The sequence below is a fragment of the Natronorubrum tibetense GA33 genome, assembly GCF_000383975.1.
GTDB lineage: Archaea > Halobacteriota > Halobacteria > Halobacteriales > Natrialbaceae > Natronorubrum > Natronorubrum tibetense.
The window spans coordinates 67,703-90,385 of sequence record NZ_KB913019.1 but is presented as its reverse complement, the minus strand read 5'-3'; the positions used below and the strand labels follow the sequence as shown (position 1 = coordinate 90,385).

Below are 22,683 nucleotides of genomic sequence, written 5' to 3'. Positions count from 1 at the left end.
TATGAGCCGAAACTCCATTACGAGTCAGATACCGTTACTACCCACCACCTCACGTCAAACACTGCCGCATGTCCCACCGTGAACTTTTATTGATTGGGACAGAGTGACAGCCATGGAACCCCCCAAAACGGTCACGATCATCGGTGCCGGTTCGATGGGAACCGGCTTCGTCGTCCAGTTTCTCCGATCCGGGCACCACGTCACCCTCGTCGACCACCGCGACTCGAATCTCGAGCGAGCACAAGACCGAGCCCAGTCCGCCGCAGCCTTCCTCGCCGAACGAGATCTCGCGGAGATCGATCCGGCGGCGGTCGAGACGGACGTGACCTATACGACCGACCGTGCGGCCGCAGTCGAAGACGTCGATATCGTTCTCGAGACGATTTCGGAGGATCTGGAGGCCAAACAGGAGCTATTCGGGGCGCTCGCTGATGAGGCCGATTCGAACGCAGTGCTGGCCTCGAACACGTCCGGATTGCCGATCACGAAAATCGCCGCCGGGGCCCCGGAGGCAGCGGACCGCATCATCGGCTGTCACTGGTGGTATCCGCCGTATCTCCTTCGTCCGGTCGAGGTCATCGCCGGCGCAGAGACGAGCGATCGAACGGTCGACCGGCTCCGAGCGTTTCTCGAAACCGTCGACCGCGATCCAGTCACCGTCGACCGCGACGTTCCGGGATTCGTCTGGAACCGAGTCCAACACGCCGTCATCCGAGAGTGTCTCCACATCGTCGAAGAGGGCATCGCGTCCGCCGAGGACGTCAACCGCGCGATTCGTGATGGATACGCGACCCGGACCGCCGCAATCGGACCGCTCGAGACCGTCGACATTGCCGGATTAGAGCTGTTTCAGACGAGTGCGAACGACATCTATCCGGACCTCACGGATCGGGACGAGGCGAATCCGCTGTACGATCGGCGGATCGACGAGGGGCGGACGGGGATCGAAGCCGGTGCCGGGTTCTTCGAGTACGATCACGATCCAGACGAGATCACGGGACGGCGAGACGAGCGGGTTGCTGCGATCCGCCAGGCGCTGCGACCGCTCGAGGACGACGAAACCACCGGAGGCGAGTAACGACCTGTTCGCCGAGCGGACTGCGAATCTACCAGACGGGTTGATACACAATCTTCTTGTCATTGGATCCGAGCAAGTTCGTATGACAGTCACACAGTCGAAATCTATCGATCGACTGTATCGCGAGGTCGCCGCATACGACCTCGTGGTCGTCCCCGATTCGCCGCTCGCGGACGCGCTCAATCGTCGTCTCGAGCGACCACACTTCGGCCCGTTTGCGATCACGCCGCGACGACTCGCGACACGACGGCGGGAGACCGCAGAGGACCGGACCGCATTTCTCGAGGTGATCGACGAAACAGATCTGCGCTGGAAGGAAACCTCCTATACGGTCGGGAACGTGCTTCAGTGCTGGGAGTATCGGGGAAGCGCCGACGCGATCCTCGAGTACGAGACGTTCGAGACGCCGGCGACCAGAGCCGTCGTCGAAATCGTCGACTCGCTGCAAACGTCCTCGCGTCTCCTGACGGAGTACCGGATCGACGACCGGACAGCCGAGTCGGTCGCGGTCGTCGGCGAACGCCAACTGACGAACCTCGAGCGATCGATTCTCCCCGACGAGTACGACTCGATCGACCGGTTCACCGGGGACGCCTTCGAGATATCGCCGTTTCGAATCTTCGAGTCGTCCGCGGCGATCGTCGACGCCGTTCTCGACACCGTTACGCACGACAACGCCGAGGAGATCGGGATCGTTCTCGACGGGAGCAGCGAGTACTCGCCGCTCGTCGAATCAGCCCTCGAAGCTGCCGATATTCCGTACTACGGCGGTCCGGGCTTCACGGACGACCGGGATCATCGGGCGTTCGTGCAACTGCTTCGCTGTACGACCGCCGGCTCCGACACTCGTGTTCGGTCCGTGAAACCGTTACTGTCGTGTCTCGGGGCGACGGTACCCGTCGAACACGACGAGAAGCGTCTCGCCGAGATCGACGATCCCGAAACCGACTGGCTCCGCGAGTTTATCGCTCGAGCGGACTCGCTCACGTTCGCGGACGCGCTGTGCGCGTACGAAGACCGGACGGGACGGACGCTCGAGGCGTTCCGCGATGAACTCCAGGCGTTGGGTCTCCTCGAGGAGCCGATCACTGCAGCGGCGACCGATCGGCTCGCCTTCTATCTCGAGACCTACGAGGTGCCGATCGACCGGGAGAACGAGGGCGTCCTGCTGGCCGACGCGAAATCGGCCTCGTTCGTCGACCGACCGGTCGTCTTCTATCTGGGGCTCGACGAAAGCTGGACGCACGACTCGCCGAAGCGGCCGTGGGTCGACCGCGACGAGGAGTACGACCGAAACATCGACGGTTTTCAGTCGCTCCTGCAGAGCGGCGTCGAGCAGTATTATCTCGTGCAGGATACCGCCGGTGGCTCGCCTGTCACGCCGTGTCTGTACTTCGAAGCGCTGCTCGAGGACGAGTTCGAGCGATTCAGCGATCTCGAGTCGATCCGCCATACGCGGGCGAGGCGGACGACCGGTGACGGGTTCGGGACGGAGCCGCTGAGCGATGCGGTCGAACCCGAACATGTCGGGACGATCAGCCAGTCCAGTCTTAACGCGTACGCAAACTCCCCGCGAGACTACTTCTTCGGGCGACTCGTCGAGACTGCGGACAGGGACTACTTCGCCGAAGGGAATCTCTTCCACGACTTCGCCGAGTTCGTCGTCAACCATCCGGAATTCGTCGACGACGAGCGCATTTCGGAGGTCGTCGACGTCATGATCGAGGAAACCCGCGCGTTCCACCGGCGCGTCGACCTCCCAACGCGGCGAACGCGATACCGAATCGGTCTCGAGACGATTCGCGAGTATCTCGAGGAAAACCCCCCGTCGGAGCCGACGTTCCTGACTCCCTCGAGCGGCCGGGGAACGAACTTCTTCGCCGAGTACTTCGATCGAGCGGTTGACTCGCCGGTGACCGAACGCTGGTTCGAGGACGAGGAGATCCGACTCAAGGGGAAGATCGACATGATCCAGTCGCCGACGACACTGGTCGATTTCAAGAGCGGGAACAAGAACTCCGCCTCGCGGGTGACGAAACACGCCTCGATCGACGAGCCGAGCGACAAGCCGAATTTTCAGGCGCTGTGTTATCTCGCCTACTGGCGACGCCAGCGGCCCGACGAGCGCCTCGAGTTCACGTTCTTTCACTTCCTCGAGACGATCGACGACGTCGTCGCCGGAGACGCCTCCCTCGAGGACTGCCTGACGACGGTGACGTACAACCCCGTCGCGTTCGACGAGTTCGTGCAATCCCGCGCCGTCTTCGACGAACTCCGAGAAGACGCCGCAAACGACTGCAACAAGACGTTCTCGAAGAGCAGCTACGAAGCGTATCTGACGGCGTTCGACGCCCACGACGTTCCCCGAACACGGGATGCAGACGAGATGGCAGATTCACCGTTCGGCGAGGCGCTCGTTGAACGGATGGTCGACGACGTCGGCGACTACAAATACGTCAAAAACGGGTGTCTGCAGGCATTCAGACACCTGTGTGGCTACCGAACGGAGGGCTACTTCGTGGCAGACCTCGACGAGTTCGAACGCTTCGTCGACGACCAACTCGCGGCGTTGAACCGCTATCGACGCGGCGAGAGCCGATTCCCGATCGACGGCCGTGCGGGCGAGCCGAACTACCGCTACGTGGACAACCGCGATCTGCTGTTGACCGAGCCGCGGTCGGCTCGAGACCGCTCGAGAGAGGATTCGCCGCCGGTAGTCACCGAAGAGGCTCTTGAAACCGAAGATCCCGAACGAACCGAACCGTCTGAAGGAAACGAGGGTGCGGAGGTGAGTCGATGACATCGCCGAACGAGAGCCAACAAGAACTCATCGATCGGACGGACGGCCTCTGCCTCGTCGACGCCGGCGCCGGGACCGGGAAGACGTTCACGGTGACCCGACGGTACGCGAACATCGTCGCCCAGGACGACGTCGAACCCGACGACGTGTTGCTGATCACGTTCACGCGCAATGCGGCGACGGAGATGAAAGATCGCATCGTCGCCAACTGCGACTACGACATGCGGGCGCTACACGACGCTCCGATTCAAACGTTTCACAGCCTGTGTAACGACATTCTGGATCAGCACGGCTTCCACGCACCCACCTATCTCGGTATCGACGATTCGATCACCGGCTCAACGCGGGTCCTCGAGAACGAGACCATCGAACGAGAGCACTTCCGCGAGTTCGTCGATCGGTTCAGCGACGACCACGACGAGTACGCCAACCTGCTTCGCTGTCTTTCCGAGCCGACGGAGCTACTCGATCTCGTCAACACCCTCGCGTCGAAGGGGATCTTTCCGACGGCCGACGGGTGGTATCGCGACTCCAAAGATGACCTCGAGGGGGACTTCGACGCGTTCGAGGCGGCGTTCGACGAACTGAATCAGCCGCGAAACGACGGGTCGAAGCAGTCGAAACTCCGTTCGAGTCTCGGCCGATACGGATCGAACAAGTGCTATCTTCCGGAGGCACCCGACCGGAACGAACTGCGAGGCGAGTACGGCTCGAAGACCGTCCCCGAGGACGTCGCCGAACGGGCCTTCGTCGAGGACCGCGACCACCTCATCGAGTTCGTCCACGATGTCTACTTCGGCTACCTCGAGTTCGCACTCTCGCGAAACTATCTAAACTTCTCGTTCCTGCAGCTGTTTGCGTTCGTGCTGTGCTGTGAGGACGGCGCGCTCCGGGAGTCGCTGGCGTCCGAGTACGTGATGATCGACGAGTTCCAGGACTCGAGCGAGATCCAGTTCAAGCTCGCCCTGCTCCTCTCGGGGACGGGCAATCTCTGCGTCGTCGGCGACTGGAAACAGAGCATCTACTCGTTCCAGGACGCCGAGATCGAGAACATCACCGAGTTCGAGTCGCGGCTCGAACGTTTCGCCGCGGAACTGAACGACGACGCCGAGCGGGTGTCGTTCCCACTCGAACCCGTCACGACGATCGAACTCGAGCGGAACTATCGGTCGACGCAGTCGATTCTCGACTTCTCCGAGCACGCGCTCGTGGCACCCGGAACCAGTCGCGAGTCGATCGACCGAGAGGCGATTCTGGAGCGAGTCGTCTCACTGTTCTCGAACACCGACCGCGATCACTCGCGAATCGAGGCGTTTCACCATGCCGAGGAACACGAGGCGATCCTCACGAAGATACAGGACGTCGTCGGCAACGACGAGTACGCCGTCGAGGACGAGGGCGAACTTCGAACTCCCACGTACGACGACATCGCCGTGCTCACGCGAACCCGTGATTTCGGTCGCGAACTGTTGGCCACTGCGGAGGCGTACGAGTTCCCGATAGCCTACGAAGGGGGGATCGAACTCTTCCGAACCGACCAGGCGAAACTACTGCTGGCCTGGTTGCGAATTCTCGAGGACGGCTCGACGGCCGAGCGGGGGTGGGCGGTCGTGCTGGAGCGTGCTGGCTACACGCTCGACGAGATCGATCACATCCTCGAGCACGAGGCGTATCCCGAGGAGATGGAGTCGTTCCGATCCGAACTATCGGCACTCGAGACCCACACCGCAGTCGGTCGGCGCGTGTTTGACCGCTACGGCTACGATGGAGCGACGGCCGACGTGGTCCTCACGACGATCCAGTCGATCCACAGCACGACCACGATGACGCGGGGAGATCTGATCCGGATCGTCGAACGCGGAATCGAGAACGGCTACACCCAAGAGGTACAGGCCCCGGCTGGTATCGACGCGGTCACCGTCCAGACGATTCACTCCGTCAAGGGCCTCGAGCATCCCATCGTGATTCTCGGAAACATGAACAGCGGTGCGTTCCCGCCCTCCGGCGGCCGTGGCGGGTCGATCACCTACTCGGAGATCACCGGAATTCGTCAGAAGAAATGCTATGCCGACGCGCACGGTAAGCCACACGTCTACGACAACTGGCGCACCGACGTTCTGCGGAACTGCCAGCCGACGGAGTACGACGAGGAGCGCCGACTTCTCTACGTCGCGATGACTCGAGCGAAGGATCACCTCCTGTTCGGCGCGGGAACAGAACCGAACTCGTTCCTCGAGGCGTTACCGGTCGAGATCGAATCGCTCGAACCGGCCGTCTCGACGGTGGACGGAGTCGAGACGAGCCAAACGCGACTCAGCGTCGATATCCCACAGCCCGACGGACCAACGGGGTATTCGCCGCACTCGCTCATGGACGACAGCGTCTACGAATCGGGTGGCGGTGGAGGGGGGAGAGGGATGGACTTCGGTTCCCGAGTTCACGAGTTTGCCGAGGACTACGTCCTCGGGAGGAACGTGACACCCGACAGTGACGACGAGAGACACGTCGCATCGTTTCTCGATGGGCTGTCGGGAGAGCTTACGGTCGAAGAACGAGCGTATCTGCCGCTCGAGGTCGGCGGCGAACGAGTCACGCTGTCGGGGATCGTCGATCTGGTGCATCTGACCGACGAGACGGCCGAGATCATCGACTTCAAAACGGATCGTAGCCGTCGCGCCGAATCGGAGTATCGCGTCCAGCTCAGCGTCTACTACCACGTTCTCGAGGAGTGGTTCAGCAATCGAGAGGTAACGATCTCGATCTTCTACACTGCGGATGACGAGCGCGTAGCGATCGATCCGCTCTCGAAGGCGGAACTACGTGAGCGGGTGGCGTGAGGTTTGTAACGTCTTCGACAGGCGAAGAACTCGTTTCCTGTCAGCGGTTCTGCGGACGAGATCTGCGGACATCGGATCGATGCGTGAACCGATGCCGTAGGCGAAACGTTGTAACGAGATCGGACTGCACACCACTGTCGTGGCTGATTCCGACCCGTTCGAATCTGTCCGAGCGTGCCTGAAAGCCGATGTGAAATATTCTTGTCGGTTTTCCGCGACGTGAACGTAACTGGTATTTTATATAATAGGAGCGAGCATGATACCATATGTACGATCTTACAGGGTTTCAGCGAGACCTGTTGTACGTCATTGCCGGACAGGATGATCCACACGGACTGGCGATCAAAGAAGAACTCGAGGATTACTACGAGAAAGAGATCCATCACGGCCGTCTCTACCCGAATCTAGATACGCTCGTCGACAAGGGTCTCGTCGAGAAGGGCACCAAGGACCGACGGACCAACGTCTACTCGGTTACCCGTCGCGGAACGCGAGAGCTCGAAGCCCGCCGAGATTGGGAGAGTCAGTACGTCGATCTCGACTAACACAACGGTAGTCAGGAATAGACAACGCCATCGTCGACGGAGATGGCACGAATCTCGAGCACAACATTTTTTTGAAAAGAGTCGAGCGATAGCTATAGTCCACCAGCTGTGACCCCCGTGTTCCCGTCGACGTTTTGACCCCCCTCGTTTCCGTCGTTTCCGCACGCCCCACCCCGCATTTCCGTCGTTTCTGACGTACGTTGACTTCACGATAGTTTGGACGCACCCCTCGTTTCCGACGTACGGGTATCCACGGATACGAATGGGCACCGGTTTGCCGATACCGTCATCGGACCCCTCAGTTCCGTCGTTCACTTCGACACCCCTCGTTTCCGTCGTTTCCGTACACCCCTCCCCAGGTTTCCGTCGTTTCCGCATGACCCACATCAAACTTCTGTCGGTTCTTTACGCCTCATCCGGGACTTCTGTCGTGGAATCCCGCATAAATATCAAATTCCTTACTCGGCATTCCAGTTCTGCATCCGAGAATCCTCCAGGATGGTCTCGCGAACGACCTGCGGGTCCTCGATAAGTCGATTCTGCAGATGGATTCCGCCTGCGCTCCCTTTATTGATCTTCTCGATCTCGACGACGCCGAGAAACGCCTGTTCTTTCAAGATGTCCCGGAATCGGCGGACCGAGAGAATATCCATGTCAAGATACTCGCAGATCTGTTCGTACTGATCGTAGACGCGGCTGGTGAGGAACGCGTCGTCGTCGGAGTTGACGCTGAGTTCGGTCAACGCGAGGAGGGCAGCTTTCGCCTGCGTGGGTGCACCGTTGACGAGTTCTCGAAACCGATCCTTTTCGGCGTGCTGTTGGGCCTGTCGTACGTGTTCTTCCCGAACTTTCTCGGCGCCCTCCTCATACGCGACCTCGCCGGCGTGACGGAGGATATCGATCGCCTTTCGGGCGTCACCGTGTTCTTGCGCGGCGAACGCCGCAGAGAGCGGAACGACGTCGTCGGAAAGAACACCGTCCTGGAATGCGTCTGCCCGGTTGAGCATGATTTCTCGGAGCTGATTCGCGTCGTAGGGCTTGAAGAACAGCTCCTTGTGCTGGAAGCTACTCTTCACGCGTTCGTTCGTATTATCGACGTACTGGATCTTGTTACTGATCGCGATGATGCCGATGCTACAGTCGATCTTCCCCGCTTCCTCGGCTCGAGAGAGCTTCATCAACAGACTATCGTCGTTCATCAGATCGATCTCGTCGAGGATGATGATGACGGAGTCGAACTGTGCGTCGAGCGTCTGCCAGAGGAGTTTGTAATATTTCGACGTGCTCAGACCGGTGTGTGGAACGGTGATACCGGTGACTGATTCGTCGTTCAACTTCGCGGCTAGAGAAGAGATCGCCTGCGTTTCCGTGTTGTCTTCTGCACAATCGATGTACGCGGTTCCGATCGCGACTCCGTCCTGTGCGGCGTTTCGGGCGCGTTGAGAGACGTGCATCGAGACCAAGGACTTTCCCGTCCCCGTCTTTCCGTAGATCATCACGTTCTCCGGGGAGTAGCCGTGAACGGCCCCGTTCAGTCGCTTCGCTAATTTCGAGATCTCTTCGTCGCGACCGACGATCCGGTCGGCCTCCGGCACGTGGCCGATTTTCAGGAGATCCTTGTTCGAGAAAATCCGATGCCCCGATTCGAACAGCGGATCGTCCACGGAGTTGGACGAGGAGTCTGATGTCATTCGGTATCACACGGTGTGCGCGGGAGGTGTATAAAACTAGCGGACGGCCCCACCCCACATTTCCGACGTAATTATCGATAATATAGGCTAGTGAGGGGATCTAGCGGTCGGATAAGAGAATTGATAGTACAACCGAGTTTCCGACGTATGCCGAGAAGAAGTCTAAAGCGGAGTGTTGGGGGATTGTTTTTCCTACCCCCACACCCCACGTTTCCGTCGTAACTCGGCGAAGAAGGGGGGAGGGGTGATGAAGCGAGGGTCGGAGAGGTGGATACCTAATAGAACGCCGGTCAACCGCGGATCACCGACTGAAGTAGATATCGAGGTAGCACCCTTGTTTCGACCGATACAACGAAGTTACACTTCTTGTATCAACTAACGAAGTTAAGTTAGTGAACTATTCTCAGCCTAGGCACTTCAATCTAGGTGTTAGTGTCTATGAGGTGTTAGTATCTATATCTAGCTATACAACGCTAACTGTACGGCCCTTTGACGTTGGGTCCATATTCGTCTATAAACTCTAACCGCACGTCAGCGTCCTTCTGACGTCTTTCTAACCGTGCTTTCCTCCGCACTTTCCTGGAGAAACGACGGAAACGTGGGGGGTGCCCCATCCACTCCTGAGAAAACGGCCCCCCCACCTCTCACAACAATACGACGGAAACGTGGGGTGTGGGTGTCTTCGTTCTCGCCGTTCTTTCTTGACCTCTACGTTCGTTCTTGATCCCTAACTATATCTTTTCGGCATGTTCGCGATACTCACAACACCAGCGCTCCTCACGCGAGGTTCTCCGTACTCGTGCCCACGGTACTCGATAATTGCTCACGGAAGTCTTCGACCAGTTCGATTGCGGCCTCGCTTTCGCTTTCGATCTCCCGGTCATCGTCCAGCGGGATATCGTAGACCGTAATCGCTACCCGCTCGAGAGCAGTCAGTCTCCCGTTCCGTGCCTCGAGATTGAGAATGGCGCGGTCGAAGATCACGATCGCGCGACGTTCGTTGACGTCCAGGAACTGGATTCCCAGTCGCTCCAGCACTGCTGTCACGTCGATTGGTGACGGAAACGAGTACTGTTGGGTGATGTCGACAGCCGTACTCATTACTCCGCAGTTCGCGTTGCAGTATGATAGCTTCTCGCCTTATTTTAGTTTTCGAGACGCTCTCGAGAGGATACTCGAGTAGCTTGAATACAACACGAGCAGCTACTCCCGAACTATCCGATGTACCCGACAGGCCGCGGTTCTCCGTTCGTTAGCGCCACGTCACTCCGAATAGTCCGTTTTGGTATCCTCGACACAGTTCGTATCGCCGTATCATAGTTCGTACCGTGTAATGTCGGTCGAATCGCATTCGGGGCATCTCTCGGTGTCCGGCTCTACATTCGTCCCGCATCGCCGGCATTCGAACAGGACCTGTTCCGAATTGCGCGCGAATATTTGTCTCAGTTTAATCATGGCGAGATACCCGTTCAGAAGTTGTGTTCACTGGCCGTGGATTTAGAGTGCGGTGTGAGATGCAGGTGTACAATGCCACAGAATATTGGGTGAATGACATGTGGAGGGAGAGGATTCGGTAACAGAGCGGTAGTCTTGTATCGATCGGTGATGTGGCAACAGATCTTTCCACGAGGTGATTGAGGTGATTGTCCGTATTGCGAGGGTGGACTCCGGTATCCACTACGTTAGTAGGTTGATTCTACGGCTTTCTGTATATAGGTGATCCAACCGGAGTGAAAGTGGACCAGTACGACCGACGCTTTCGCCGGTGTCAGTGATCCACGACTGAAGTCGTCAACTTCGACCTTGTATTTCTGTGAATCAGTCGTTGCAAGAATATCGTATTGCTACCATGTAGGGTGTATGGGCAAAGATGACGTTATCGTACCACCAAACAATCGGGCTGCTCTCGATGCGCTCTCATTGGTCTCGAACAAATGGGATCCGGTTGTACTAATCGCTCTTCTGGAATCACGGTCGCTCCGATTCATACGATTTACTGTAAGTCATTTCCGGCGCAACTGCGACCCGTGCGGCGGTTGCGCCGGCAAATCGTTACAGCAATCCGTATCAGTGAACTCGAGAAAACAGTTCCTGGTATCTCACCGAAGCTCCAAAAGGCCGATGCGAAACGGCGATGTCGTACTCATGGGGACTTAAGTCAGGCAGGGATGTACCATAGTAACAACTGAAACTGTTTACACACCGATCGCAGATTACCCACACCCGATCGCAGAGTAGCTTGTTCAAATTTTCCGCGTAGACTGAATGCTTTCAGCTCCAATTCTTCTCGATTCTCTCACCCCAAATTACCGCCGAATGATATTTTCGTCCAGCGTGAACGCAGGGGCTCCCACCTTCATCGATGCCACCGCTATTTTGAAGCAGCGAGAGAATCCCGCCGTTTACCGCGTTGATGAGAGGAATATGCGTCTCATTCGCACACCAGAAGCTGACGGCTTCTGGGGACGTCCTTAGAACGTTTTGCGTTCTGATATGCATCGCAGACCTTCGGGTTGCTCAACGGGCGTGGATCGCGTCGGTCGACTACACTAACTGCGAGCTACAGTCCACTGAATACTCTACGTCAGTCGCACACGGTCTAGGCGATTCAACATCACTTTGTGACCGTCACGAAGTGCCGTGCGACCATCCTCACCGAGGAAAACGCAGAACGTATCGGTGAGACTGCGCTGATCACGACCTGTGGTCTTAAGCACGGTACACCGACAAGACCCATTCTCTGGAGTGGCAAGCGTGCGAAACACTTCCGAAAAGAGATGTCGACCACGCTTCAGCGACTACAGGAACGCGATGCTGAATGGCACATCGGCGAACGGTTCGATTACTGCCAGAATTCTGATGGAGGTGACAAGTAGCCATCCCAATATATGGACACGGCATGATGCTGCTTGAATCTAAATTGCTGCGGATTTGCAGGGTTCTCAAGGCGAATGTCACGGGGCTTGACCTCGAGGCAGTTGGCGTAATCCGGCATAGTTGCTGTACTTATCATATTTTGGACTGTCACAATTCTCAGTTTGACAATCGTAGGTACGAGTTCCGCTTCCCTCGAACCAGACGGTCACTCCAGAAATGAAAACATCCTCCAGATACGGTTGTATTGGCACCGCCGAAGACGATCGGCTCGTTGAGACCGAACGTTGACACCGTTGAGACCGAACGTTGACACCGTTGAGACCGAACGTTGACACCGTTGAGACCGAACGTTGACACTGGTCCCAGCGGCTCGTCGTCAGTCGGGTAGACCGGTGATCGTCGTCCATCAGCTCGGCGGCTCGGGACGGTCCTATTGTTATAACTCAGACAACTCTGGCATTATACTCAAATATTGTCAGAAGTACACCGATAGCACTCGAATTCAGGTCGACAACAGCTATTCGACTTTCAGCGTCTGAAGCGGTGTGTCTACCAACTGTTCTGAATTGTGATCACGAAATTGCTCTTGATTCTCAGACATCTCATTCATCGGCAACCATTGACCAGGATGGGGCCTCAAAACGGTATATCCTGTTGTTGGTTAGAAAAATAAAAATTTATATATAAATCTTCCCGGGTATTAACACTATTCTGTCTATTCCCTGGGGACGGGGATCATCACCGGCCGTCAGGAGTGAGCGAGGTTCAACTCGAGTTCGTTGATAACGCTCCTGATCACATCAGGGATTTCGGACTCGAAGCGTTCGCCGCGCATCCGGTGGCTCGGTCCGGCCACGGCAAAGGCACCGATTACCGTTCCGCTCGGACCCATCAGGGGAACGCCGACCGCGCGGAGTCCCTGCGTACTCTCGTCGATGTTGAACGCGTACCCTCGTTCGCGAACTTCCTTAAGTTCCTCGAACAGAGCAGCTTCAGAGGTGATCGTCTCGTCAGTCGTAGGGGGCAGTCCGTGTCGGTCGATGATATCGCGGACTCGCTCGTCCGGGAGGTTCGCCAGAACGGCTTTGCCGCCGGCGATCTGGTGCATATAAAACCGCTTACCGATGCGCGCCCGGCTAAACACGCCCTTTTTGCCCGCTTTTCGATCGAGAACGACGGAACGGCCTCGCTGTTCGACTGAGAATTGCACCGTTTCGCCGGTGACCTCGGCTAGCTCGTCGATTTTCGGTTCGATGTATTGGAGACCGTCGATCTGGTGAAGTGCGTAGCCGCCGATGTCGAGGAATCGAAGCCCGATCCGGTAGGTGTTGCCGTCTTTGACGACGTAATCGTGTTTCAGGAGCGTGATCAGATGTTTGTGGACAGTACCCTTGGATTTCCCGGTCGCGTTGGCCAATTCTGTAACCTGGGCGTTCTCACGCCGTTGCAACTCGTCGACAATTTCGAGCGAGGTCTCGACGCTTTTGATCGTCGGAGAACCAGGTTTGCGATTGCCGTCCCCGGGATTGTTGCGAGGCATACTGAGTTGATATTGGGTCGCTCGAATAAAAAGGTTCCCGCAAGGGAAACGGAAACCGCGTTCGTTTCACATGGTGATCAACCCGTCGGTGTCGATGAACGGCTGAGAGCCCGTTCGACGACGGCGAGATGATCGTTGAGAGTCTCCATCCCGATGTCATCGTGGACGATATCCGCGAGGCGACCGGCTGGGACGTGCAGTTTGCCGACGAGGTCGCCGAGACGCGCGCACCGACCGATGAGGAACTCGGCCCCGACGGCGTCTACCTCGAGTAAGCCTCGTGATCGGATTGAACGTGTCTCTGGACCTATTTTTTGGCCACCGCCGCGAGTCCGACAGGGGACGCCGATCGACTCGTCGAACGTCGCGTACCGATCACATCCGGCCGTTGGTGGTCGTGAGGGGGATCTCGACCCGACGAGACGCACAGCAGAGTAATCGGAAAACGAGATTGAAGATGCCGCTTAGTTTTCCTGGGCGGACGCGGATGGTGCGGCCTCGAGCGGGTTACGCAACTGCAGTGCGTACAGCCCGATCGCGACAACGAGCGCGCCGATACGAATCGTCAGCGACGGCGCGGCCATGATGGCCACACCGAGAACGAAGTAGATGCTCCGGATACCGACGTTGGCCGCGCGTCCGGCGCCGAACGGCCGCTCATAGAAGTTCAGGCCGTGGATGATAGCGATCGCACCGAGCAGCGCCAGGCCGCCCGAGACGAACGTCATCGTGGTGAACCCACCGATGATAATCTCTGGGTTGTAGACGAACGCGAACGGCAGCACGTACAGCGGCGCCGCCAGTTTCACCGACTCGAGGCACGTCCGCCAGAAGTTGGCCTCCGCGATTCCGGCAGCCACCACGACTGCTATCGCGATCGGCGGCGTGATCCCCGAGAGTATCGCCGCGTACAGCACGAAGTAGTGGGCTGCGAGTTCGGGGATCGCGAAGTCGTTGATCAGCGCCGGTGCGATCAGCAACGCGACCAGGGAGTAGGCCGCCACGGTTGGCATCCCGAGGCCGAGCAGGATACAGATGGCCATCGCGATGATGACGGCCAGCAGCATAGAGCCACCCGAGAGATCGATGAGGATCAGCGAGAGGATCCCGGGAACCCCCGTCGAGACCAGTACGTCGACGATCCCGTTGACCGCGGCGATGATGATCACGATCGGTGCAAGGATGACCGCACCCTCACGGAAGCCGTCGATCGTCTCGAGCAACTTCGTTTTCAACACGGTCCCCGGCAGTTCGTCCTGTTTCAGGATCGACTGGGTGACGGGGACGCCGATGCCGAGCAGGACCATCGAGATGACGGTATAGAGTGCAGACGTCATGACGGTCCACTGCAGGATACCGAGCAGGAAGATCAAGATTACGAGCGGAACGGCGAACGTCACGCCTTCGATTATCAGCTGCTGTTTCGACTTGACCTCGTCGATGTGGTCGTTGACGTCGAGTTCCGCCTTTCCGCTCTGTGCGATCCACGTGTAGTGGACACCTGCGGCAACCGACAGGAAAAAGATCGCGGCCGGAATGAGTCCGGCGATCACGACATCGATGTATTGGATCCCGAGCAACGAGGCCATGACGAACGCCGCCGCGCCCATGACCGGCGGCATGATCTGGCCGCCAGTCGAAGCGACCGATTCGACGCCGCCAGCCGTCTCGGACTTCAGGCCGCTGTTTTTCATTAGCGGGATGGTGAACGAACCGGTCATCGCGGCGTTTGCCGTCTGCGAGCCGTTGATCGACCCGATGACGAGACTCGCGACGACTGCCGACTGAGCGACACCCGATCGGACGACCGTCGCCGCCCTGAACGCGACGCGGATGACAAGATCGAACGCCCCGTAGGACTTCAGCAGTCCTGCATACAACAGGAACAGGGCGACCCACGCAGCAACGATCTGTGAGAGGTTGCCAAAGAAGCCGTTCGCCTCGAGGACCATGATGTTGAGGATACGGGTCCCCGAGAACCCGGAGTGAACCAACACGCCTGGGAAGTACTCCCCGAAGTAGCCGTAGAAGATGGCAAAGAGGAGCACGCCGACGAACGCAAGCCCGAACGCCCGGTAGGTCAGGTAGATCATGGCTCCCGTAAAGACGGCGGCCAACCAGATCTCGTGTTGCAGGGCGTAGCCGACCCGAGTCGTGACGAGGGTGCTGTAGTTCACGTAGATGTAGACGGTCGCGACGGCTGTGATGAGGCCGCTCGCTCCGAGAACTGCGCTCTGTAGCAGCCGATTATCGTCGTCTCCGAGTTCGAGATATTCGTGGAACAGGTAGACGAACACGGACAACCCAACAAAGGCGACCGTGTACTGCGCACGCGGTAGCCACGAGAACCACGCGTACGAGATCACCCAAACCCACAGGACGACCGCCATGAGCGTCACCGCCAGTCGTGATGGTTTCAGGTCCATAACTGGTCAAATAGTAATGATTGGTATTGGGTCAGTTATTCGCCGCGTTCCCAGGAGTCGTCCCACTCGCCCTCGTCCTCGAGGAAGTCGGCGACGCCGGGGTGGATGGGAACGCCGTCCATGTAGCCACCGACCATGTTCGCGAAGTCGGAATGGTCGAGGTAGGCCTCCTGTGCTTCGCGTGCGCTCTCCCAGTGGTTGTGGCTGATTTCGGCGACCTCGTAGGCAACATCGTCGGACATTTCCTCTGCGAAGAAGAACTGGAACGTCTCCTGCCAGGTAAAGACCTCGTCGGCGCCCATGTCCTGGTCGTAGCCGTAGATTTCGATCGTGTCGGTGTTGACACCCTCGGTAGCTGCCGCGCCCTCCTGGAACTCTTCAGTGTGTTCGACTGCGTAGAGATCCGCCCGGGCGTCGACCTCGGTCGCCCACCCGGGGAGGTTGACGCCGTTCGCCCCGTAGGAGATTAGTGCGTCGACATCGCCCTCGTCGACGCGGCCGGCGATGTCGCTCGTGTCGGCGTCGACCTCGTTCTCCTCGAGTTCATCGAGGATGCCGATACTCTCGTGAACGGTATCGCTGAGTTGGCGCAGTCCCCATCCTGGCGGGAGCATCCAGACGGTGATGTCGTCGTCAAGCAGGTCGTCGGTCGTTTCGACGCCCGAACCGTCGAGTGCGACCCAGTGCAGTTCGAGGACGCCGATCTGGAAGCCTTGGTAGGCAATTCCGTCGACAGGGTCCTCGGCGAACGGCTCGTCGTCGTTCATCGCGGCTGTCGAAATGAAGTTGCTAGCCGTGTAGCCGTCGAGTTCGTCATCATTGAAGAGTCGAATGCTCGCCGGGTCGCCCCCAGAATCTTCGGTGTCGAACCGGATGCTATCGGACTGATCCTGAACGACCGACTGCAGGGCCTGTGCGGACTGACCCGTCGTGGACGACCCACCCGGAATCCCGATCGAAACCGCCTCGACATCTCCGCCGAGACAGCCTGCCAGTGCGGCGATACCGGCACCGCCCGATACTTTCAGAAAGCTACGTCTATCGATCTGACTTGGCGTCATACCACATGGTGGGAGAATCCAATAGATAAATATTACTATTATCGGCAATTGGCATGCCTTAGACTGGTTACATTATTCGCCGGTCGGGAACCTGTCGATGCTGACTGCAGTGATACGGACTGTTGTAACTCTGCACCAGCACACCGACCGGGTCCCAGATATGCCGGTACCGACGAACGGTAGACCGCATGACTCGTCTGTCGCCGGTGTCACCGCCGATCGTGTCGGTAATCGGTCCCCAGTTGGCAAAAGATCGGTCGAGACTGCTACCGGCAGGTATCAATTATCGCAACAACTGAAACGACTCACACACTAATCGTACAGCAGTCGTGCGATTAGGTGTGTATTGACGTTCAGTGGATAGTATAGTACGACGCCGGTCGCGAATCCGCGGCTGTTAGGCAATCAAGTGGGTTGGATGCCCAACAGAGCGCACACGTTTTACGGCCGTCGCCCGCAGAGACGGGCCGGGAATGTGACCACTTTCACGTCGTTCTGTCCAGCAGTATGACGAACCCGTCGGTTCGGATAGTAGCGACATGGAAACAGTATCGGTGCGTATATACTCGGGTGGGACAGAGGATTGATGTATGCAACCGTTAGCGGACATTACCGTTATCGATGCGACGCAGGCGCTGGTCGGTCCGATGGCGACCCAGACCTTCGGTGACCTCGGTGCCGACGTGATCAAGATCGAGCGACCCGGTTACGGGGATCTGACCCGGACGTATCAGCCGGAGTACGACAAGGGACTCTCGGCGTACTTCGTCAGCCTGAACCGGAACAAACGGAGTCTCTCTCTGGATCTAACCAGCGAGGAGGGACAGGAGGTTCTCCACGAACTGATCGAGGAGGCCGACATCTTTATGCAGAACTTTAGCCCCGGCAAGGCCGAGGAGTTCGATGCGGATCACGAGACGCTCTCGGCGCTGAACGATGACCTCATCTACTGTGATGTCTCCGGCTACGGCTCGGACAGCCCCTACAGCGACCGCAAGTCCTTTGACATCGTCCTGCAGGGTCAGTCCGGGATGATGAGTATCACGGGGAGTAGCGATCAGCCAGCTCGAGTCGGCGTCTCGATCTGTGATGTCTCCGGCGCGATGACCGCGACGTACGCCATTCTGACCTCGCTGTACCACCGCGAACAGACCGGCGAGGGCCAGCACATCGAACTCTCCCTGTACGACACCAGCTTTCAGTGGCTGCTCTATCACGTCACCAACTACTTCGTCTCTGGCGAAGTCCCCGAACGGATGGGAACGAAACACCCTAGTCTCACCCCGTATCAGGCGGTCGAGACGGCCGACTCCTACATTATCGTCGGCGTCATCAGCGAAGGCATCTGGCCGAACCTCTGTCGGGCCCTCGACCACGAGGAGTGGATCGATGACGACCGATTCGCGACGTTCAAAGACCGGATCGAACACCGCGAGGAACTCGACGCTCGACTCGATACGATCTTCGCCGAACTCACCACCGACGAGTGGATCGACCACCTTCGCGAGTTCGACGTCCCCTGTTCGCCCGTCAACGACGTTGAGGACGTGGTCAACGATCCACACATCCAGGGGCGGGACATGATCGCGGAGATGGAACACCCCGAACATGGGACACTCAAATCCCCGGCGAACCCGGTGAACTTCTCCTCCCTCGAGACCACCCACGAACGCGCACCGCCGAATCTCGGCCAACACTCCGCGGAGGTCCTCGGGGAACTGGGCTACTCCGACGACGAAATCGAGAGCCTCGAGGACGACGAAGTCATCTGATCGCCGCCCGCTCAAAAGGACCGAGAACTGACTCGCCGTCTGCCAACTCGCCGACCGTCTGGTCAACTGGTGAGTAACACGGTCCCGGCGTAGCCAGGCATCGACTCCGATACTGCAACTCGAAATGTCTGTTTCGTCTTAGGAACGTATATCTAAGATCGTTTCATAGAGAGAAATTACTGTGGCTCGAACGGCAGCAATTTCGCCAATTCGACTCGAAACCGTGTGAATGGCTAACCTTCATTGTGGGTGCTACCGTATTCAATCGCAACGGTAGCTGATTGAAGCGCGACCTGTAGACCGACAAAATACACACGATCAAATAGACGCCCGTTTCGTGTTGAAAGGCCGGTGAATGCCGGTAAGACGGAGAAATACGGTCCGTAGCAAGACTCTCGGCGAGTAGATCCGACCAGTGCTTTACAAGCGTACCCTTGTAATTAAATGACGCCACGCCGGACTCAGAGGTGCTCGGTCAACACAATCTCTTTTTTCTTTATTGACACCCAACAAAAAACTCCGGTGTTTCGGAGGGTGAAACGAGTAGGTGCCTGTAGCAATTTTTGCGTTGCCAGATCCGACAACGGATTTCCACAGAATTGCGGTTTACAAAACGGAGTAAACCAACATATGGGCCCAAACGAGGTTATTGACCGGTATAACTGAAATTGGATGGCGGTTTGTCTGGCACTACAGTTGCTACTCTCCACCACCACCGTTTCACTATCCGAAACGACCATCCAGTTGGTTGTGGCCCGCCACGAGACTGCCGTTACTCATTAGGCGTGGGGGTATACAAAAATCAGCGGCTCCCTCGCGGCGACAGCTGTCGTTCCTGACCTGGGCGATATGAACGCGATGGACGGCCAGAAGAATGCGCGCCACGATTGTACGGTACTGATCCACCTCGCTGTCGAGACCGAGCCAGAACTCCGCGGCGGCGATGCCATCCATGGGACGCCATCCGATGCCTATGACAGCATTGTCAAGGCGAACCTGCTCGTCGAGCAGCTAACGGGCACCGCCGCAGTCCTCGAGGAAGCGGTCGCGAAGACGCCGCCGAAGGGGCCCGTCCGTGTCGGTATCTCGAAGAACTTCTTCGGGATGGACGTCCCGCTCGCGTCGGCCGGTGACGACGATCGGACTACGTCTCGAGCGTTCCGGACGAAATCGTCGCGGCGGCCGCCGACTTGCTTTCCGACGCCGACGCTGCACTGGCGATCGGGACCGACTTCGACGCCATCGCCATCCGCGCCTGGTTGGTCGACATTCCGGAGACACTTGTCCACGTCATACTCGACGACGACCTCGGCACCGGATACGAGCCGGCCGTCGGCATCGTCGCCGACGAACTGGTGTTGCTCGAGGCACCGACCGACCAGGGCGAGCCACAGACCAGCGACTGGATGAGCGAGTAGCGGATATCGGTGAACCGGGCCCGAGATTCCTTGGATGTGGGTCAGTACCCCAGCGAGAGAACGGTGTTCGCGGCGATCGTCACCAGTGCGACTCCCATTACCGCCGAGAGGAGGCTAAACGCGACCATCCAGCCGAAGACGTCCGCGGTGGCACCAATAGCGACACTGCCGGTCGCACCGAGGGTCATGTAGACGGTCCGGACGAGTCCGAATCCGAGTCCGCGCTCCGACGAATCAAGTGCATCCATGAACCGTGACTGCAGCGGCGCGCCCCAGGTCATCGCGACCCCGACACAGGTGACGCCGCCGATCGCCGCCGGCAGTCCGTTACCCGTGACCAACACGCCGAAGCCGATCAGGCCCGCCGTCATCGTTAGTCCCGCCGCGGCATCTCGCGAGTACCGGTCCGACAGCGCGCCTATTACCGGCTGGACGCCACCGTTGACGAGGAAGTACCATGAAAACAGGAGCCCTGCGTCCGTCCGGGAGAGCCCGTAGCCAACCTCAAGAAATGCGGGGAGAAACGAGGCCGTCGCCTGCCAGGTGAAAGCACCCAGCGCACTGAGAACGGTCGTGTACGCGACGGCGGGGCGGGAGAGCAGTTCGGCGAGCAGCCCGGGATCGATCTGATCGCGCATCCGTCGATCCGGATGTCGAGGTTCTGTCGGGCGAATACGCCATACGAGGACGATCACGATGGGGACCGCGACAGCAACGCCGACGGCCACCGCTGCGCGCCAGCCGTACCGACTCGCAGCGAGGGCAGCAAGTATCGGAGCAAGGAGCCCGGCCAGCGGTGCGCCAGTGACGTGAATCCCGATTGCGCGTCCGGTCCGATCGTACAGTCCGGTCAGCAGCGTCGTCGCGACGCTGTAGTGGAGACCGGCTGCCGCACCCAGGACGACAGCAAACAACAGAAAGCTGAAGTAGGTCGGCGAGAGGGCCAGCAACGCGCTGGCGACGGCCGTGCCCCCGATTGCTGTTACGATGATCCGTCGTTCGCCGTATCGATCCCCAAGCAGGCCGCTGGGAAACTGTGAAAGGGCGTAGGCAGCCCACATCCCCGACAGCGCGAGACCCACGGCCCCCGTACTTACGCCGAAGCTGTCGACAATATCTGGGACAACTGGACTGATCACTAGCCGGGCGGTAACCGTCGCAAAGAAGGCGGACGTACACAGGATGAGGACCGTATTTCTGTACGACCAGTTCACTAGAGTACCGTTTCTCGGGGGTTGGAAAAGCGGTTCCGATACCGGACTGGGTGCTTAGTGGTGAGCGAGTCGGCGGAAACTGCCGTGGTGGCTCCGCTAAGTCAGAGAATGTAGAATTAGGTAAATTCCACGCCCTATATCGATCATATACCGAATCGTCGTCCCAGCCGACACCCAACAGGAGCAGGGAATGCAGGTCGTCGAGTTCATCAAATCGCTGCTCACAAGGACCCCGTCGCGGGCCCGAAGGACCTTGGTGTCACCGTTCTCAACGTTTTCGAGGAATTTTGAGCCGTCGACGAAGGAAGCAAGATCTCGTCGGACGAACTCTACGATCCCGATCCATCTCTGGATTCGGTTATGACTGTTTGCGACCCCCTCGAGGAGACTGGAATCGAACCCGACGTGGTTCGCCGGTCGGGAGGGCTATCTTCGCTATAACAGAATTAGAAATAGTTACTCACTTTTGGTACAGAGAGTTTACCAAGAGGGGTATCGAGCACCGTTGGTAACTCATTCAGTGAATCAAAGAGCCGATTGATGAGAGACGTTTGCAGCTGTCGCCAGCACTCCTCGACCGGATTTAGTTCGAGAGAAATAGCGATTACCGTTATCGCCCAGCAGACACGTCCAGTCGCGTTGTCCAGAGAGTTCAACAGCCTGCCGCATACCGCGCCGAAACCATGCGACACGCGGCTTGACGTGGACAGATTCCTTCGTTTGATCGATACAGACTACTGTGACGTCCATTTTCCGCCACTTTTTTTGAGTTCATCGCGGAACGTTTCTTGCTCGCCAGAATTGGACTCAGCGGCTGTATGGCGTGGTTTTTGATAATTCAATCCCGCTTCTTTGAGCAACCGCCGGCAACTTGGGATTGAGTAGTCGACTTCGTATGTCTCGTTAAGATACTGCTGGACGAGCGCCGGCGTCCACGCCTGCGCGTCAAATCCAACTTTCACAGGAGATTCGTGGACAGCTTCTTCGAATTCTTTTTGCTCGCTTTCTGAGATTTTCCGCTTTCTCCCAGACCGGTGAGCATCAGTAACAGCCAGTTCGAGCGACTCATCGGTGTCAAGTCGCTTGAGCCAGCTATAGATCGTCCGTCGCTGAACGCCGTACCATTCGGCTAGTTCAGTCTGTGTGAGGCCATTTTTGTACGCTATTGCAGCTAATAGCCGTTGTGTCGGCTTCTTTCCCTCCACGTTGTCGAGGGCATCTTGTAATTCCTCGACAGAGATTTCGTCGAGATGGTCCACTGTGTCATCGACAACTCCTGAGTAAAAAATTCTAACGGTTACTATCGCTCTCCACCATCCCTCGTGAACGACTCTCGGAATTGATACAATAACTACCAATCGTTAGCTTTCATGGAGATGGCCCGCTTCGGCCACTCTCTAATTTAGCACCTCCGCTGGCTTCTA

12 protein-coding genes and 2 pseudogenes are annotated in these 22,683 nt (G+C 58.1%); 7 read left to right on the top strand and 7 right to left on the bottom strand.

What is annotated here, in order from left to right; genetic code table 11:
* Positions 1-112 precede the first annotated feature (112 nt).
* The 4 genes from NATTI_RS0122375 to NATTI_RS0122360 all read left to right on the top strand — a co-directional run bounded on the left by NATTI_RS0122375 (position 113) and on the right by NATTI_RS0122360 (position 7,260).
* Complete coding sequence (locus NATTI_RS0122375; RefSeq protein ID WP_006091194.1) at positions 113-1,078, top strand: 3-hydroxyacyl-CoA dehydrogenase family protein; 966 nt, start codon at positions 113-115, stop codon at positions 1,076-1,078.
* Between the two features lie 82 nt (positions 1,079-1,160).
* On the top strand, positions 1,161-3,878 hold the full coding sequence (locus NATTI_RS0122370; RefSeq protein WP_006091193.1) for a PD-(D/E)XK nuclease family protein: 2,718 nt from the start codon (positions 1,161-1,163) through the stop codon (positions 3,876-3,878).
* Positions 3,875-6,715 (top strand): UvrD-helicase domain-containing protein, encoded by a 2,841-nt coding sequence (locus NATTI_RS0122365; RefSeq protein WP_006091192.1) that lies wholly within the window; start codon positions 3,875-3,877, stop codon positions 6,713-6,715. The genes NATTI_RS0122370 and NATTI_RS0122365 overlap by 4 nt, the downstream gene beginning before the upstream one ends.
* A gap of 266 nt (positions 6,716-6,981) precedes the next feature.
* Positions 6,982-7,260, top strand: coding sequence for a PadR family transcriptional regulator (locus tag NATTI_RS0122360; RefSeq protein WP_006091191.1), 279 nt, complete (start codon positions 6,982-6,984; stop codon positions 7,258-7,260).
* 458 nt (positions 7,261-7,718) lie between these two features.
* Here NATTI_RS0122360 and NATTI_RS0122355 read toward each other — a convergent pair whose 3' ends face one another.
* The 3 genes from NATTI_RS0122355 to NATTI_RS0122345 form a co-directional block, all read right to left on the bottom strand.
* Positions 7,719-8,951, bottom strand: a complete 1,233-nt coding sequence (locus NATTI_RS0122355) for an orc1/cdc6 family replication initiation protein (RefSeq protein ID WP_006091190.1) — start codon at positions 8,949-8,951, stop codon at positions 7,719-7,721.
* Positions 8,952-9,728: 777 nt separating this feature from the next.
* Complete coding sequence (locus NATTI_RS0122350; protein WP_006091189.1) at positions 9,729-10,052, bottom strand: hypothetical protein; 324 nt, start codon at positions 10,050-10,052, stop codon at positions 9,729-9,731.
* A 2,524-nt stretch (positions 10,053-12,576) separates the two neighbouring features.
* Positions 12,577-13,368 (bottom strand): IclR family transcriptional regulator, encoded by a 792-nt coding sequence (locus NATTI_RS0122345; protein ID WP_006091188.1) that lies wholly within the window; start codon positions 13,366-13,368, stop codon positions 12,577-12,579.
* Between the two features lie 128 nt (positions 13,369-13,496).
* On the opposite strand from NATTI_RS0122345, the gene NATTI_RS0122340 reads away from it, so the two are divergent.
* Positions 13,497-13,643 carry a hypothetical protein gene (locus NATTI_RS0122340; protein WP_006091187.1) on the top strand — a complete coding sequence of 49 codons (147 nt, stop codon included), beginning with the start codon at positions 13,497-13,499 and terminating at the stop codon, positions 13,641-13,643.
* A 189-nt stretch (positions 13,644-13,832) separates the two neighbouring features.
* On the opposite strand, the gene NATTI_RS0122335 is transcribed toward NATTI_RS0122340, so the two are convergent.
* Both NATTI_RS0122335 and NATTI_RS0122330 read right to left on the bottom strand, forming a co-directional pair.
* The gene (locus NATTI_RS0122335) at positions 13,833-15,794 is read right to left on the bottom strand and encodes a TRAP transporter permease (protein WP_394296416.1); all 1,962 of its coding nucleotides are present in this window, start codon (positions 15,792-15,794) and stop codon (positions 13,833-13,835) included.
* A gap of 35 nt (positions 15,795-15,829) precedes the next feature.
* Entirely contained in the window at positions 15,830-16,855 is a 1,026-nt protein-coding gene (locus NATTI_RS0122330) for a TAXI family TRAP transporter solute-binding subunit (RefSeq protein WP_006091185.1), read from the bottom strand.
* A 590-nt stretch (positions 16,856-17,445) separates the two neighbouring features.
* Here NATTI_RS0122330 and NATTI_RS0122325 point away from each other — a divergent pair.
* A complete protein-coding gene (locus tag NATTI_RS0122325) occupies positions 17,446-18,627 on the top strand; it encodes a CaiB/BaiF CoA transferase family protein (RefSeq protein WP_006091184.1) in 1,182 nt (393 codons plus the stop codon).
* 672 nt (positions 18,628-19,299) lie between these two features.
* A pseudogene (locus tag NATTI_RS27185) lies at positions 19,300-19,991 on the top strand (thiamine pyrophosphate-binding protein); the annotation flags it as partial.
* Between the two features lie 95 nt (positions 19,992-20,086).
* Here the strand turns inward: NATTI_RS27185 and NATTI_RS0122310 are convergent.
* Entirely contained in the window at positions 20,087-21,259 is a 1,173-nt protein-coding gene (locus NATTI_RS0122310) for an MFS transporter (RefSeq protein WP_027119269.1), read from the bottom strand.
* Positions 21,260-21,705: 446 nt separating this feature from the next.
* A pseudogene (locus NATTI_RS25795) lies at positions 21,706-22,518 on the bottom strand (IS630 family transposase).
* Between the last annotated feature and the right edge of the window lie 165 nt (positions 22,519-22,683).

What these genes read in the sequence shown, in the direction of transcription:
- NATTI_RS0122330 (WP_006091185.1), bottom strand. Translation starts at nt 16,855, where the DNA reads ATGACGCCAAGTCAGATCGATAGACGTAGCTTTCTGAAAGTATCGGGC.
- NATTI_RS0122335 (WP_394296416.1), bottom strand. Translation starts at nt 15,794, where the DNA reads ATGGACCTGAAACCATCACGACTGGCGGTGACGCTCATGGCGGTCGTC.
- NATTI_RS0122325 (WP_006091184.1), top strand. Translation starts at nt 17,446, where the DNA reads ATGCAACCGTTAGCGGACATTACCGTTATCGATGCGACGCAGGCGCTG.
- NATTI_RS0122365 (WP_006091192.1), top strand. Translation starts at nt 3,875, where the DNA reads ATGACATCGCCGAACGAGAGCCAACAAGAACTCATCGATCGGACGGAC.
- NATTI_RS0122350 (WP_006091189.1), bottom strand. Translation starts at nt 10,052, where the DNA reads ATGAGTACGGCTGTCGACATCACCCAACAGTACTCGTTTCCGTCACCA.
- NATTI_RS0122355 (WP_006091190.1), bottom strand. Translation starts at nt 8,951, where the DNA reads ATGACATCAGACTCCTCGTCCAACTCCGTGGACGATCCGCTGTTCGAA.
- NATTI_RS0122370 (WP_006091193.1), top strand. Translation starts at nt 1,161, where the DNA reads ATGACAGTCACACAGTCGAAATCTATCGATCGACTGTATCGCGAGGTC.
- NATTI_RS0122345 (WP_006091188.1), bottom strand. Translation starts at nt 13,368, where the DNA reads ATGCCTCGCAACAATCCCGGGGACGGCAATCGCAAACCTGGTTCTCCG.
- NATTI_RS0122375 (WP_006091194.1), top strand. Translation starts at nt 113, where the DNA reads ATGGAACCCCCCAAAACGGTCACGATCATCGGTGCCGGTTCGATGGGA.
- NATTI_RS0122340 (WP_006091187.1), top strand. Translation starts at nt 13,497, where the DNA reads ATGATCGTTGAGAGTCTCCATCCCGATGTCATCGTGGACGATATCCGC.
- NATTI_RS0122360 (WP_006091191.1), top strand. Translation starts at nt 6,982, where the DNA reads ATGTACGATCTTACAGGGTTTCAGCGAGACCTGTTGTACGTCATTGCC.